This is a genomic window from Asanoa ferruginea (assembly GCF_003387075.1).
In the GTDB taxonomy this organism is placed as follows: domain Bacteria; phylum Actinomycetota; class Actinomycetes; order Mycobacteriales; family Micromonosporaceae; genus Asanoa; species Asanoa ferruginea.
The window spans coordinates 7294817-7309397 of record NZ_QUMQ01000001.1 but is presented as its reverse complement, the minus strand read 5'-3'; the positions used below and the strand labels follow the sequence as shown (position 1 = coordinate 7309397).

Here is a 14581-nt window from a genome sequence, read left to right as displayed (position 1 = left end):
CGGGTCAGTGGAGTCCCAGCGACGTCAAAGTGCGCAGGCGCTGGGCATCCGCTTCCCGCAGAAACGTTCCGAACTCCGACCCCGGTAGATAGGCGTCGGTCCAACGGTTGCGGGTCACGGTCTCGCGCCACGCCGGCGAGGCGCGGAGCCCGCCGGCGATGTCGAGCAGGCCGCGTTCATCGGTCGCGGTCAGGCCCGGCGGCGCGACGAGGCCGCGCCAGTTGAGGAAGATGACGTCGACGCCGGCCTCGCGCAGTGTCGGCGCGTCGACGCCCGGGGTCCGGGCCGCGCCGGTCACCGCCAGCACCCGGAGCTGGCCCGAGACGATCTGCTGGGCGTATTCGCCGAGGCTCGACACGGCCACCGCGACCTTCGCGCCGAGCGCGGCGGCCAGCAGGGTGCCGCCGCCGTCGTAGCGGACGTAGCGGACCGATGCCGGTGGCACCCCGATCGCCTGGGCGACCAGCATCGGCGCCAGGTGGTCGGGGCCGCCCGTGGTGGAGCCGCCGCCGACCGTCAGGGCGGTTGGTGCCGCGCGCCAGGCCGTGACGAGGTCGGCCATGGTCCGCAGCGGGGAGTCGCGGGTGACCACGAACGCTTCCGGCTCCTCGACCAGCCGGGCGATGGGCGTGACGTCGGCGAGCGTCGCCGAGGCCGGCACGGTGTGCTGGGCGCCGACCAGGCCGAGGCCCATCAGCATGAGCATGGCGCCGTTGCCGCGCTCGTACACCAGCCGTTGCAGGCCGACCGCGCCGCCGGCGCCGGGCAGGTGGAAGATCTCGACGCTCCTGGCCACGCCGCTCACGTCGAGGGCCGTGCCGACCGCGCGCGCCGTCACGTCGTAGCCGCTGCCGGGCGCGTTGGGCACCATCAGCCGCAGCGGCGGCGGCGCTTCCCGGCCGCAGCCGGCAGCGGGAAGCAGCGCCGCCACCGAGGCGGCGAGAAGCGTCCGGCGCTGCACCCCGTCAATGTAACGCCGCCCCATTGCTAGGGGGTCTCTCGTGGATCATGCCGGCGCTCCGCCGGATCCAGGCGACGACCGACCGCACGCGAAGACCGGCCAGATACAACACCGGTATCCGACCGATCTCCGCGCACGCCCGGACGCCGCCTGGACCTCGCCGGAGCACCACCCTGATCCACGAGAAACCCCCCTAGTCCTCGCCGGTGACCACCGCGCGCTGGCCGCGGAAGAGCTTGGGCAGGTGCGGCAGGGCGAGCGCGGCCACGGCGAGCAGCAGCAGGATCAGGGTCAGCGGCCGCCGGACGAAGATCGACAGGTCGCCGTCGGCCAGGAGCAGCGCCCGCCGGAACTGGGTTTCCATCAGCGGCCCCAGGATGAGCCCGAGGATGGCCGGCGCGATGGGGAAGTCCAGGTGCCGCATGAGCATCGCGATCAGGCCGATGGCGTACGCCAGGAGCACGTCGACGATGTTTCCGGACACCGCGTAGACGCCGAGCGTGGCGAACACGAGGATGCCGGAGTAGAGCAGGGGCCGGGGGATCTGGAGCACCTTCACCCAGAGCTGAATGAGTGGCAGGTTGAGGGCGAGCAGCAGCACGTTCCCGACGAACAGCGACGCGATCAACGCCCACACCAGCGGGCCCTGGTTCTGCAGGAGTTGCGGGCCGGGGGAGAGGTTGAAATAGCTGAACGCCGCCAGCATGACCGCCGCCGTCGCCGAGGTCGGGATGCCCAGCGTCAACAGCGGCACCAGCACGCCGGAGAACGACGCGTTGTTGGCCGCCTCGGGCCCGGCGACGCCCTCGATGGCGCCGCGGCCGAACTCCTCGCGGTTGCGGGACCGGCGCTTCTCATACATGTAGGACAGGAACGTCGGCAGTTCCGCGCCGCCCGAGGGCAGCGCGCCGAACGGGAAGCCCAGCGCGGTGCCGCGCAGCCACGGCCGCCAGGAGCGGCTCCAGTCGGCGCGGGAGAGCCACGCGAAGCCGGTCGCCGGCTCCAGCGGCACGGCCTTCTCCGGCAACTCGCGCAGCCGCGAGGCGATGAACAGCGTCTCGCCGACGGCGAACAGGCCGACGATCACGACCACCACGTCGATGCCGTCGAGCATCGACGCGACGCCGAAGGTGAAGCGGGCCTGGCCGGTCAGCGCGTCGATGCCGACGATGCCGAGGAACAGCCCGAACGTCAGCGACATCAGCCCGCGGACGATCGAGGCACCGACCACCGCGGTGACGGTGACCATCGCGAGCAGGGCCAGCGCGAAGTAGTCGGACGCGCGGAACGTCACCGCCAGCCGGGCCATCGGCTCGGTGACGAAGGTCAGCAGGATGGTCGTGATGATGGCGGCGACGAACGAGCCGATCGCGGCGGTGGCGAGCGCGGCGCGGGCCCGGCCGCGCTTGGCCATCTGATAACCCTCGATGGAGGTGGCCACCGAGGCCGACTCGCCGGGTGTGTTGAGCAGGATCGAGGTCGTCGACCCGCCATACATGGCGCCGTAGTAGATGCCGGCGAACATGATGAGCGTGCCGGTGGGGTCGTCCAGTTCCAGGGCCACCGGCAGCAGCAGCGCGATCGTCAGCGCCGGGCCGATGCCGGGCAGCATGCCGACCAGCGTTCCCACGGTGACGCCGATCGCGGCGTACAACAGGTTCTGTGGTGTCAGCACCGCGCCGAAGCCGTCGATGAGATTGGCGAACGCGTTCACAGCGGCAGCACCCCCGCCGGCAGCACGATGCCGAGCAACTTGGTGAAGGAGAGATAGATGGTCAGCGACAGGACGACGCCGACGATCGTGTCCCGCACGATCACCTCGCGCAGCGGGCGGGTCGACAACAGTTGGGCCGAGCCGACATAGAACAGGACGGTGGCGAGCACATATCCGACCGCCGTGTATTTGAGGACGAACGCGTAGGCGACCAGCAGCACCATCAGCAGGATCGGCACCCGCCAGGTGGGCCGGGCGGCGGCGGGGCGGGGCACGCGCCGGCGCCACGCGGCGATCCGGGTGACGAGGTAGGCGACCGCCACCACCACCCACAGGCCCGTGACGACGATCGGTGCCGACGTCGGCCCGCCGAGCGTGATGCCCCGGTCGGCGCCGACCAGCAACGCCCGGACGAACAGCGCTACCCCGGCGGCGACGAGGACCAGGCCGGCGGCGAGCCCGGCCAGCGGGCTCGCCTCCACCTGACCCGGCCCGTCCGCGTCCGCCGGTGGCGGCGGGTCGGACGTGCGCGGGGTGGCCGGCTGGGTCACTGGCCCAGCCCGATCTCGGCGAGGACCGCGGTGATCCGGGTGCTCTCCGCCTCGAAGAAGGCCTTCGCGTCGTCGCCGGACCGGTAGAAGTCCTGCCACTTCTTCTCGGTCAGCGTCTGCTTCCACGCGTCGGAGGCGTGCAGCTTGTCGACCAGGCCGATGACCGCGGTCCGGTCGGCGTCGCTGATCCCGGGCGGCGCCACGACGCCGCGCCAGTTGAGCAGTTCGACGTCGTAGCCGGCGTCCTTGATCGTTGCGGTGGGTGAGCCGGCGCCCACGTCTTCCGGCGCTCCGCCGGAGACGGCCAGCGCCCGCAGGTCGCCGGACTTGACCAGGTCGGCGAACTCGCTGGCGCCGGAGACGCCGACCGAGATGTCGCCGGAGAGCAGGGCAGCCTTGGCCTCGCCGCCGCCGGAGTAGGCCACGTATTGCTTGGCCACGGTCTTCGCGTCGGCGCCGGCCGCCTTGGCGAGCAGCCCGACGAGGATGTGGTCGGTGCCGCCGGCGGAGCCGCCACCCCATTTCACCGCGGCCGGATCGGCCTTGGCCACGTCCAGCAGATCCTTCAAGGTCTTGTATTTCGAGTCAGCCCGCACCACGACGACCTCCGACTCTGAGGTCAGCGTCGCGATCGGCGTCGTCTGGGTCAGGTTGACCTGCGACTTGTTGGTCACCACGCCGCCGACCATCACCAGGCCGGTGATCATCAGTTGGTGTGCGTCGCCGGAGTGGCTGCTGACCAGCTCGGCCAGCCCGATCGTGCCGGCCGCGCCGTTGACGTTACGGACGTCGGCCGAGTGTCCGTTGAGGAGGCCGCCGTCCTGGAGTGACTTCTGCATCGAGCGTGCGGTGGTGTCCCAGCCGCCACCGGCCGCTGCCGGAGCCATGATCTGCAGGGTCTTGCTCGGGTAGGCGGCGGCCTGATCGTTGGACCCGCCGACCGACTGCTCCGCGCAACCGGCGACGCCGAGAACGGCGGCGGTCACCACCAGGCCAAGAAGCTTGCTGCGCATCGTGGGGTCACGCTCCTGTCAATGAGGGATGGCGGGCGTGTTACGCACCATGCCCCGACCCCACGGACCAGGTCACCCTTGTGTACGCACAGGAAGTTTTGGTCGTTTTGATCCCGGCCACCCGGCAGTTACCCTTCGCCGCATCACCGCTGTGAATCCCTCCGCGAGGAGCAGGCGTATGCGCTGGCAGCTCACCCTCACCCGGCAACTGCTGCTGTTCCAACTCGGCATCGTGCTGCTGGTCGTGGCCGCGGTGGCCGCCGTCTCGCTGGCCGGATCCGCGGCCGCGTTCCGCCGGGAGGAGGGCGCCCGGCTGCGGTCGATCGCGGCGAACCTCGCGGCCAACGACACGGTCCGACAGGGCGTCGGCGATCCGATCTGGCAGGAACCGCTGGCCGCGGTGGCGGAGACCGCGCGCAGCGTCTCCGGCTCCTCCTTCGTCGTGCTCACCGACGCCGGCGGGACCCTCCTGACGGGCCCCGACCGGGGTCGACGGGCGCCCCTCGCCGACAGCGACGGGCTGGCCGGCCGGGGCTGGCTCGGCGTCGTCGACGACGGGTCACGGTTCCTGGTGGCACACGAGCCCATCCTGGACCCGGCCGACGCGCACGTCCTGGGTCTGGTGATCGCCGGCAAGGCCTACCCGTCGTTGCCGGAATTGATCGCGGCCGCGACGCCCGACCTGCTGACCTACCTGCTGCTCGGCTCGGTCCTGGGTGTCAGCGGCTCGCTGCTGCTCGCCCGGCGGGTGAAGCGGCAGACGCTCGGGCTGGAGCCGCGCGAGATCGCCGGCCTGGTCGAGCACCGCGAGGCCATGCTGCACGGCATCAAGGAAGGCCTGATGGGGCTCGACACCGCGGGTCGGGTGACGCTCGCCAACGACGAGGCGGTCCGGCTGCTCGGCCTGCCCGCCGACGCCACCGGCCGGCCGTTGCGGGCGATCGTCGGCGAGCCGCTCGCCGAGCTGTTGACCGGCGGCGCCGACGAGCCCGACGCGGTGGTCGTGCAGGACGCCCGGGTACTGGTGCTCAACCGGATGCCGGTCGTCGTGCGCGGCACCGCGGTGGGCACGGTCACGACGCTGCGCGACCAGACCGAACTGTCCTCATTGGAGCACGAGCTGGCGCTGAGCCGCACGGCGACCGACACGCTGCGGGCCCAGGCTCACGAGTTCACCAACCGGCTGCACACCATCTCCGGGCTGCTCCAGCTCGGTCAGTACGAAGAGGCGGTCAACTTCATCATCAGCGCCGGCGAGGCACAGGAGGCGTTGAGCAACGAGGTGCAGTCGCGGATCGCCGACCCGGCCCTCGCCGCGCTGATCATCGCCAAGGCCAGCGTCGCGGCAGAGCAACTCGTGTCGTTGGTCGTGCGGCCGGACAGCCGCATTCCCGGGCCGCTGGAGGACCGGCTCGCCGCCGACCTCGTCACGGTCACCGGCAACCTGGTCGACAACGCCATCGACGCGGTGTCGCCGGGTGGCCAGGTCGAGGTCAGCGTCCGGCGCGACGGCGGCGACGTGGTGGTCGTGGTGCGTGACTCCGGCCCGGGTGTCGCCAGCGAACTGGCCGAGAAGGTGTTCCGCAGCGGGTTCAGCACCAAGAGCGGCGACGGCCACCGCGGGCTGGGTCTGGCGTTGGTCAGCAAGGTCTGCGCGGCCCGGGGCGGTTCAGTCTCCGTGGCGGGACCGACGTTCACGGCGCGGCTGCCGCGCCAGAAGCGGAGCGGGTCGTGATCCGGGTCCTCGTCGTCGACGACGACTTCATGGTCGCCCGGGTGCACACCGGGCTCGTCGAACGGGTGCCCGGGTTCACCGTCATCGGGGTGGCGCACACCGGCGAGGAGGCGCTGGCCGCGGTCGACCAGCTCGCGCCCGACCTGGTGCTGCTCGACATCTACCTGCCGGACATCTCCGGGCTCGAGGTGCTCCGCCGCCTCCGCGAGCAGGACAGCCCGGTCGACGTGCTGGTGGTGACCGCGTCGCGCGACGCGCAGACCGTGCGCGGCGCGCTCCGCGGTGGCGTCGTGCACTACGTGGTCAAGCCGTTCTCCTTCGAGACCTTGCGGTCCAGTTTGGAGCGTTACGCCACCGCACTGCATCGCTTCGCCGCGGCCGGCGCGGACGCGGCGGCGCAGACCGACGTCGACAAGCTGTTCGGTGCCCTCCGGCAGACCGACACGACGCTGCCCAAGGGCCTCAACCCGACGACCGCCGATCTCGTGATCGCGGTGCTCCGCGACAGCCCGACCGACCTGTCGGCGGGGGAGTGCGCCGAGCAGGCCGGGTTGTCGCGGGTCAGCACCCGCCGCTATCTGGAATACCTGGCGCAGACGGGCAAGGCCGAGGTGCGGCGGCGGTATGGCGGCACCGGCCGGCCGGAACACCGCTACCGCTGGGTCCGCTGACCCTCACGCCATCCGGTGCTCGCCGAGCGGGCCGATCGTCCACCCTCGACGGTCGCAGGCCCCGGCGAGTGGGGTGACCGCGCCGAGGGTGGCGCGCCAGGAGCCCGGTGCCGACTGGGTGTCGCTGTCGTGCAGCAGGACCGTGGCGCCTCCGGCGAGCCGGCGCGTGACGGTGTCGTACACGGTCCCTGGGGTGGCCCGGGCCGTCCAGTCGCGACCCCAGTCGGTCCAGAGGACGGGGCGCATGCCGAGCTCGGCCGCCGCCGCTTGGGCGGCCGGGGTCAGCACGCCGTAGGGCGGTCGGTACCACCGCGGCTGAACCCCGGTCACGGTGGCCACGCTGGCGTAGCCCCGGTGCAGGTCGTCCCGGGTGGCCGACGGGCTGCGGGTGGGTAGCAGGCGATGGCGGTAGCCGTGCAGCGCTACCTCGTGGCCGTCGACGACGATCCGGCGCGCCAACGCAGGGTAGGCGGCGGCCTGTTCGCCGAGGAGGAAGAACGTCGCGCGTACGCCCAGCCGGTCGAGCAGCTCCAGGAACGCCGGTGTCGACGACGGATGGGGTCCGTCGTCGAAGGTGAGCGCGACGTGCCGCCGGTCCCCGACGCCGGCGAGCGCCGGAGCCACCACCTGCAGCGAGGGCGCGAGCGCCGGAGCGACGGCCGTCGCGGCGATGGCCAGCGCCGCACGCCAACCTCGGTTCACGTCGCCGGCGCCAGGTCGGCGACCGGCGCTCCCAGCAACCGCGCCAGCGCGTCGGCCGGCAGGGGCGCGGTCACCGGCTGCGGCGGCACCGGGCACGGATCGCGCAGCGCCGCCCTGAGCTGGGCACGGTCACGGCACCAGGCGGACAGTCCGGCCTGTTTGAGCGCCGCGGCGTTGGCGGTGCCGTGGCCGGGCAGAGCCCGGTAGGCCAGCAGCGGCACACCCGCGGCGATCGCCTCCCAGCAGGTCATCCCGCCGGCGTTGTGCACCACGACGTCGGCGGCCCGCAGCAGTTCGGCCATGTCGGCGACCCAGCCCAGGGTGATGCCCGGCCCGCCACTGACCAGCCGCCGGTGCAGCCGCGTGTTGTGGCCGCAGACGGTCACCGGCGTGGCCAGCCCGGTGGCGGCGATGTCCCGCGCGGTGTGCGCGAGCTGTCCGGCACCCCAGGATCCGCCGACCACCAGCGCGATCGGGCCGTCCGGCAGGCCCCAGCGCGCGCGGGCCGCGCGCCTCTGCGCCTCGGTGCCCGGGCGGAACTCGGGACCGACGGCCGGAGCGCAGACGAGGATCCCGCGCGCCCCGAGCCGATGGGCCTGCGCCGCGGCGACGGTGTCCACCGCCATGTGCGTGTCGACGCCGTCGGACACCCACAGCGGATGCACCGACGGGTCACAGAGAAAGGTGGCCACCGGCGAGGCCAGCCGGCCGGTGGCCCGGAGCCGGCCGAGCGTCTGGCTGGCGAACGGGAAGGTGGACACGACGAGGTCCTCCTGCCCGGTCAGGGCCGCCTGGACCCCCGGAGCCGCCGCCCGGGCGACGGCGCCGGCGGCCGCCCCGGCCAACGCCGGCCGGCGCAGGGCGCCGACGAGCGCGCCCCAGCTACCCGGTGCCCTGCGGAGCTGGGCCGCGTAGAGCTCGGAGAGCCGATGCCCGGCCCCGGCCGGCAGCAGATCGAGGAAGTCGTGCCGGGTCACCGTGCAGCCGCGCGCGACAAGTGCGGTCGTCAGCTGGTCGGCGGCCTGGTCGTGCCCGGCGCCGATGCTGGCCGAGATCATCGCTATCCGCGGGGTTGGTCGCATGCTCTGGGGCCCTCCTGCTGGCAGCGGTCGCCGCCCGTGCCTGCGGGACGCTAGGAAGGCCGCCCTGAGAATGGGCTGAAGCGCGCCTGTTCAGCGTGTTCTCAGGCAGGGGGGTCCTACGCTTCGAAGGTGACGGCCGCCCTTCGACGCAGCGCGCAGCCCTGGGCTGCGCGGCTGGGCAGCGTCCGCGTGCGCACCGCGCTGGCGGCCGCCGCAGTCGTCGCCTGCGCCGTCCTCCTCGCCGGCCTTGGCCTGCTGCTCACGACCCGGGCCACCCTGACCGGCAACGTCGACGCCGCCGCCGACCAGCGGACCGGGCAGGTCGTCGCCGCCCTCCAGGCCGACGACCCCACCCGCCTCACGCAGACGCTGCAACCCGGCGCCGGCGATCGCACCGCCGTGCAGGTGCTCGACCGCTCCGGCCGGGTCCTGGACGCCTCGCCCGACCTCGCCGGCCGGGGCCCGCTGACCACCGCCCGCCCGGCTCCGGGGCAAAGCGTGACGCAGGAACGGCTGCTCTCACCCGGCGACGAGGACAAGTTCCGGATCGTCGTCACCGGGGCGCAGACCCCCGAGGGTGCGCGGATCGTGGTGGTCGGCCAGTCGTTGCGACCGGTCAACGAAAGCGTCGAGGCGATCGTGCGGGCGGCGCTCGTCGGGGTGCCGGTCCTGGCGGTCGTCGTAGCCCTGGCGACCTATCTGTTTGTCGGCAAGTCGCTGCGCCCCGTCGAGGCGATCCGCCGCCGCGTGTCGACGATCACCGCCAGCGACCTGCGTACCCGGGTCCCGGTCCCGTCCGCCCGCGACGAGGTCGCGGCGCTGGCCGAGACGATGAACGCGATGCTCGACCGGCTCCAGGGCGCCGCGGAGACGCAACGCCGGTTCGTCGCCGACGCGAGCCACGAGCTGCGCAGCCCGCTGGCCACCCTCCAGGTCGGGCTCGAGCTCCTCGAGGCCGCCGATCCCGCCCACGGCCGGCAGGTGCGGCGCATGCGGGGCGAAACCGCCCGGCTGAGCCGGATCATCTCCGATCTGCTGTTGCTGGCGCGGGCCGACGAGCACGGGTTGGCCGTGCGGCACGACGACGTCGACCTCGACGACCTCGCCTACGTCGAGCGCGATCGCCTGCACGCCGAACATCCCGAACTGCGCATCGAGTCGCGCATCCGGCCGGCCCGGGTGCGCGGCGACGCCCACCAGCTCGAGCGGGCGATCCGCAACCTGTGCGACAACGCCGCCCGCTACGCGCGACACGTCGTGACGCTGACGGTCGCGGCCGACGACCACGGCACCGACCTGCGGGTCGACGACGACGGTCCGGGCATCGACGAAGCCGACCGGGAACGGGTCTTCGACCGGTTCGTGCGGCTCGACGACAGTCGTACCCGATCAGATGGTGGCTCTGGCCTCGGACTGGCGATCGTGCACGAGATCGTCGCCAGTCACGGCGGGCGCATCACGGTCGAAACCTCGGCCAGCGGTGGCGCTTCGCTGCACATCTGGCTGCCGAGCGGTTCCGGAAAAGGGGGCGACGATGCGGATTCTGCTCGTTGAGGACGAGGTCGCGCTGGCCGAGATGGTCCGCGAGGGGCTGACCGGGGAGGGCTTCGCGGTCGACGTCATGCACACCGGGCCCGACGGGTTGTGGGCGGCGACCGAGCATCCCTACGACGTCGTCGTGCTCGACATCATGCTGCCGGGCATGAGCGGGTACGAGGTGTCGCGGCAGTTGCGGGCCCGCGAGGTCTGGACGCCGATCCTGATGCTGACCGCCAAGGACGGCGAGTATGACCAGGCCGACGCCCTCGATCTGGGCGCCGACGACTACCTCACCAAGCCGTTCTCGTTCGTGGTCCTGGTCGCCCGCCTGCGCGCGCTGACCCGCCGCGGCGCGCCCGCACGGCCGACCGTGCTCACCGCCGGCGACCTGTCGGTCGATCCGGCCCGGCGACGCGTGACCCGTGGGAACGATGAGATCACCGTGACGAGCCGCGAGTTCGCGTTGCTGGAGTTCCTGATGCGCCATCGCGGCGACGTGGTCAGCAAGACGGCGATCATCGAGAACGTGTGGGACATGAACTTCGATGGCGACCAGAACATCGTCGAGGTGTACGTCCGCTACCTGCGCCGCAAGATCGACCTGCCCTACGGGAAGGCGGCGATCGAGACCGTGCGCGGCACCGGCTACCGGCTCGCGGCCGACGGGGGCTGACGGGCTTTCAGGCTACGTTCAGCCTCGCCGACGCACGGTGGTCAGGTGACAGCCAACCTCGGGTTCCTCGACCCCGCCCAGTTGATCTCCACGTTCGGGCTGATCGGGATCCTGGTCGCCGTCTTCGCGGAGTCGGGCATCCTCGCGGGCTTCTTCCTGCCCGGCGACTCGTTGCTCTTCACCGCCGGGCTGCTGGTCGCCGGCGGCGCCCTGCACGCTCCACTGTGGTTGGTCTGCCTGCTGATCAGCATCGCGGCGATCGCCGGCGACCAGGTGGGCTACCTGTTCGGCCGCAAGGTCGGGCCGGCCTTGTTCCGCCGGCCGGACTCACGGCTGTTCAAGCAGGAGAACCTGCGCCGGGCGGAGACGTTCTTCGCCAACCACGGCGGCCGCTCGGTGGTGCTCGCGCGGTTCGTGCCTATCGTGCGCACGTTCACGCCGGTCGTGGCCGGCGCCGGCCGGATGTCCTACCGCACTTTCGTGACTTACAACGTCATCGGCGGCATCGCCTGGGGCACCGGAGTCACCGTCGCGGGCTACTTCCTGGGCCAGATCGGCTTCGTCCGCTCCAACGTCGAGCTCATCCTGATCGCCATCGTCGCGGTGTCGTTCATCCCGGTGGTCATCGAGTTCGTGCGGCGCCGGCGGGCGACCATGGCCGCGACCTCGCGGCCCTGACCGCGACGTCCGTTTCAGCGGTCCTTCAGCCGCCGGTTGCGAGATTCGGTCCGGCAACCCGTGGACGGCGTACGGAGGACGGCATGACCTGGCGTCGGCAGCGACGTATCGGCCTGTTCGTCATCGGCGTCGTCGTGGCGGGCTGGGCCGCGCTGCACGCCTCTTCCGTCGGTGCGTCCTGGTCCTCGGCGTGGCACTTGATCGACCAACTGGGCTGGCGCTGGCTGGCGGGGCTGGCCGCCCTGTGGTTCCTCGGCCTGTGCGTGCACACCGTCGTGTTGACCGCCTCGATGCCGGGGCTCTCGCACCGGCGGGCGCTGACGCTCAACCTGTCGGGCAGCGCGGTCGCGAACGTGCTGCCATTGGGCGGGGTCGCCGGAACCGTCCTGAATCTCGGCATGGTCCGCGGCTGGGGCCACAGTGGACCGGACTTCGCGCGGTTCGTCGTGGTGTCCAAGGCCGCCGATCTGGTGGCGAAGCTGCTGACCCCGGCGCTCGCCCTGGCCGGCCTGCTGCTGTGGGGGCTGATAGAGCCCGCCCGGCACGACGTGCCCTGGGCGTTGGGCGCGGCGGCCGGCGCGGTGGCCGGATGCCTGGTGGTGTGCGCCCTCGTGGGCCGGGTCGGCCCGCTGCTGCGGCTGGTGACGCTGGCGGAGCGGGGGTGGACGTGGCGCTCGCGCCGCTCGCACCGCTTGGGCCGCTCGCACCGCTCGGGCCGCTCGGGCCGCTCGGGCTGCTCGGGCTGCTCGGGCCGGTCGGGCCGCTCGGGCCGCTCGGGCTGCTTGGGCTGCTCGGGCCGCTCGAACCGCTCGGGCCGATCCGGCCGCTCGGGCCGTGATCCGGCGCCGGGATGGACCGCGGCGGTCACCCGGCTCCTCGACGGCACCGACCGGTTGGTGCGGCGGCGCTGGGCGTCGCTGACCTGGGGGATGGCCGGCTACTGGGTGCTCCAGGGCGCGCTGCTGTGGCTGTGCATGGTGGCGGTCGGCGTGCACGTCGCGGCGCCGGTGGTGTTCGCCGGCCTGGTCGCCGAGCGGCTGTTGACCCTGCTGGCCCTCACCCCGGGCGGCGCGGGCGTGGTCGAGGCCGGTGCGATCGCGGTCCTGATCGCCCTGGGCGTCGCACCCACCGGAGCGCTGGCCGGCATCCTGCTCTACCGCGCTTTCGTCTTCCTCGCCGAGATCCCCGTCGGGGGCATCGCCACCCTCGCGTGGCTGATCAGCCGCCGCGCTGTCGCGCGCCGGCCGGCATGAGCGGCCCCGATCCTTCCGCCTGGAGGCCACCAGCCATGCGCATCGCCCATGTCACCGACGTCTACCTGCCGCGCCTGGGCGGTATCGAACTCCAGGTGCGTGACCTGGCCGCGCGCCAGAGAGCCGCCGGCCACGACACGGTCGTGGTCACCACCACCGCTGGACCGCACCCGTTGGCGGACAGCGGCGATCCACCGGTGGTGCGCCTCGACGCGTCCGGCGCCGGCTTCGGCCCGTACCGCGTCATCCGGGGTCATGCCCTGGCCCGGTCCTTGGCCGAGCGCCGGGTCGACGCGGTGCACGTGCATCTGTCGGCGTTCTCGCCGTTGAGTTGGGCCGCGGCGCGCGTGGCGGCCGGCGAGGGGCTGCCGACGGTGGTGTCGGTGCACTCGATGTGGCACGACATCGCCCCGATCGCCCGCCGCTACGCGCGTTGGCAAGGGGCCGGCGACTGGCCGGTCGCGTGGGCGGCGGTCAGTTCGGCGGCAGCCGGGGCCGTCCGGGAGGTGCTCGACGGCGCGGCGGTGGCGGTGCTGCCCAACGGCATCGACCCCGACGCCTGGCTCCTGCCCGCCGGCCCGGCGGGCGACGTGCCGACGGTCGTCAGCGTGCTGCGGATGGTGCGCCGCAAACGACCACGGGAGCTGCTGCGGGCGTTGCTCACGCTGCACGCCTCCCACCCCGGACGGTTCCGAGCGGTGCTCGTGGGTGACGGCCCGCTGCTGCCGCGCCTGCGCCGCGACCTCGACGCGGCCGGGGTCGGCGGCGTCGAGCTGACCGGGGCGCTCGACCGCACCGAGATCCGGACGCTGCTGGCGGGCGCGGATCTCTACCTGTCGCCGGCGCCGCGGGAGTCGTTCGGGATCGCCGCGTTGGAGGCCCGAAGCGCCGGCCTGCCGGTCATCGCCCGCGCCGGCACCGGGGTGGCGGACTTCATCCACGACGGGGTCGAAGGGTGGCTGGTCGACTCCGACGACGGCCTGATCGCGACGGTCGCCGCGCTGCTCGACGATCCGGGGCGGCTGAGCGCTGTCGCCGCGCACAACCGCGCCGTCGCCCCGCGGGTGCACTGGCAGAGCGTCCTCGACCGCGCCGACGCCCTCTACGCCGACGCGGCGCGGCGCCAGGGGCGCCTGCTCGGCGAGCTGATCGGCAGTCCGGCATGAACTCCGTGGACGAGCGGCGCTTCACGGTCGTCGCCTTCCACGCCCACCCCGACGACGAGGCGCTGCTCACGGGTGGGACGCTCGCGCGGATCGTCGCCGAAGGGCACCGGGTCGTGCTGGTGGTCGCCACGCTCGGGCAGGCCGGTCTGGCTGCCGGGCCCGGCGGTGACGCGCTGGCCGCCCGGCGCCGCGGCGAACTGCTGACGTCGGCGTCGATCCTCGGCTGCGCCCGGGTGGTGACGCTCGACTATCTGGATTCCGGTCTGCACGACGAATCCGCGCCGCAACGGTTCGCGGCGGTCGCGGTGGAAGTCGCGGCGGCACGGCTGGCGGAGATCCTGCGGATCGAACACGCGGACGTGCTGACCACCTATGACGCGCGGGGTGGCTACGGACATCCCGACCACGTCCAGGTGCACCGCGTCGGCGCGCTGGCCGCGCGGCTGGCGGGCACGCCGGTGGTGCTGGAGGCGACGGTCGACCGCCGGTCGCTGCGCCCGCTGCTCGCCGCGCTGCGGGTCGCCGGACGGCTGCTACCGAGACTGCCGTTGCTCGGCGCCCGCACGGCGTTCACCGCTCACGCGGAGATCACGCACATGGTCGACGTGCGGCCGTTCCTGAGGCGGAAACGCGCGGCGCTGCGAGCGCACACGAGCCAGACCGAGGGCGGGCGCGGGTTACGCACGATCGCCGTACTCAGCCGGCTGCCCGGCCCCGTGTTCGCCGCGGTGGCCGGTCACGAGTGGTATGTCGAACCCGGCCGCCGCCCCGGCGAGCCGTTCGCCGACGACATCTTCGCCAGCCTGCGCTGACCTGTTAAGGCCAGTCTCAGGGCCCGTCCGC

The 14581-nt window shown here is 72.9% G+C and carries 14 protein-coding genes; 8 read left to right on the top strand and 6 right to left on the bottom strand.

What is annotated here, in order from left to right:
* Nucleotides 1–4 precede the first annotated feature (4 nt).
* From DFJ67_RS34225 to DFJ67_RS34210, 4 genes are all read right to left on the bottom strand, one after another.
* Nucleotides 5–961, bottom strand: coding sequence for a tripartite tricarboxylate transporter substrate binding protein (locus tag DFJ67_RS34225; protein ID WP_116072666.1), 957 nt, complete (start codon nucleotides 959–961; stop codon nucleotides 5–7).
* Nucleotides 962–1154: 193 nt separating this feature from the next.
* Nucleotides 1155–2675, bottom strand: a complete 1521-nt coding sequence (locus DFJ67_RS34220; protein ID WP_116072663.1) for a tripartite tricarboxylate transporter permease — start codon at nucleotides 2673–2675, stop codon at nucleotides 1155–1157.
* The gene (locus DFJ67_RS34215; RefSeq protein WP_170216104.1) at nucleotides 2672–3226 is read right to left on the bottom strand and encodes a tripartite tricarboxylate transporter TctB family protein; all 555 of its coding nucleotides are present in this window, start codon (nucleotides 3224–3226) and stop codon (nucleotides 2672–2674) included. Before DFJ67_RS34215 ends, DFJ67_RS34220 begins: the two co-directional genes overlap by 4 nt.
* Nucleotides 3223–4239, bottom strand: coding sequence for a Bug family tripartite tricarboxylate transporter substrate binding protein (locus DFJ67_RS34210; protein WP_116072659.1), 1017 nt, complete (start codon nucleotides 4237–4239; stop codon nucleotides 3223–3225). Before DFJ67_RS34210 ends, DFJ67_RS34215 begins: the two co-directional genes overlap by 4 nt.
* Before the next feature lie 178 nt (nucleotides 4240–4417).
* Here DFJ67_RS34210 and DFJ67_RS34205 point away from each other — a divergent pair, with 178 nt between their 5' ends.
* Nucleotides 4418–5974 carry a sensor histidine kinase gene (locus DFJ67_RS34205; protein WP_116072657.1) on the top strand — a complete coding sequence of 519 codons (1557 nt, stop codon included), beginning with the start codon at nucleotides 4418–4420 and terminating at the stop codon, nucleotides 5972–5974.
* The gene (locus tag DFJ67_RS34200; protein ID WP_203783371.1) at nucleotides 5971–6645 is read left to right on the top strand and encodes a response regulator; all 675 of its coding nucleotides are present in this window, start codon (nucleotides 5971–5973) and stop codon (nucleotides 6643–6645) included. Before DFJ67_RS34205 ends, DFJ67_RS34200 begins: the two co-directional genes overlap by 4 nt.
* Before the next feature lie 3 nt (nucleotides 6646–6648).
* Here DFJ67_RS34200 and DFJ67_RS34195 read toward each other — a convergent pair whose 3' ends face one another.
* Together DFJ67_RS34195 and DFJ67_RS34190 are read right to left on the bottom strand one after the other, a co-directional pair.
* Complete coding sequence (locus tag DFJ67_RS34195; protein ID WP_239097077.1) at nucleotides 6649–7347, bottom strand: polysaccharide deacetylase family protein; 699 nt, start codon at nucleotides 7345–7347, stop codon at nucleotides 6649–6651.
* Entirely contained in the window at nucleotides 7344–8429 is a 1086-nt protein-coding gene (locus DFJ67_RS34190) for a glycosyltransferase (protein ID WP_116072655.1), read from the bottom strand. The genes DFJ67_RS34195 and DFJ67_RS34190 overlap by 4 nt, the downstream gene beginning before the upstream one ends.
* 129 nt (nucleotides 8430–8558) lie before the next feature.
* On the opposite strand from DFJ67_RS34190, the gene DFJ67_RS34185 reads away from it, so the two are divergent.
* The 6 genes from DFJ67_RS34185 to DFJ67_RS34160 all read left to right on the top strand — a co-directional run bounded on the left by DFJ67_RS34185 (nucleotide 8559) and on the right by DFJ67_RS34160 (nucleotide 14550).
* A complete protein-coding gene (locus DFJ67_RS34185; RefSeq protein WP_116072653.1) occupies nucleotides 8559–9983 on the top strand; it encodes a sensor histidine kinase in 1425 nt (474 codons plus the stop codon).
* Entirely contained in the window at nucleotides 9964–10641 is a 678-nt protein-coding gene (locus tag DFJ67_RS34180) for a response regulator transcription factor (protein ID WP_116072651.1), read from the top strand. Before DFJ67_RS34185 ends, DFJ67_RS34180 begins: the two co-directional genes overlap by 20 nt.
* A 45-nt stretch (nucleotides 10642–10686) precedes the next feature.
* Nucleotides 10687–11319, top strand: coding sequence for a VTT domain-containing protein (locus DFJ67_RS34175; RefSeq protein ID WP_116072649.1), 633 nt, complete (start codon nucleotides 10687–10689; stop codon nucleotides 11317–11319).
* Between the two features lie 83 nt (nucleotides 11320–11402).
* Nucleotides 11403–12572 (top strand): lysylphosphatidylglycerol synthase transmembrane domain-containing protein, encoded by a 1170-nt coding sequence (locus DFJ67_RS34170; protein ID WP_116072647.1) that lies wholly within the window; start codon nucleotides 11403–11405, stop codon nucleotides 12570–12572.
* A 35-nt stretch (nucleotides 12573–12607) separates the two neighbouring features.
* Nucleotides 12608–13738, top strand: coding sequence for a glycosyltransferase (locus DFJ67_RS34165; protein WP_170216103.1), 1131 nt, complete (start codon nucleotides 12608–12610; stop codon nucleotides 13736–13738).
* Complete coding sequence (locus tag DFJ67_RS34160; RefSeq protein ID WP_116072643.1) at nucleotides 13735–14550, top strand: PIG-L deacetylase family protein; 816 nt, start codon at nucleotides 13735–13737, stop codon at nucleotides 14548–14550. The genes DFJ67_RS34165 and DFJ67_RS34160 overlap by 4 nt, the downstream gene beginning before the upstream one ends.
* Nucleotides 14551–14581 lie beyond the last annotated feature (31 nt).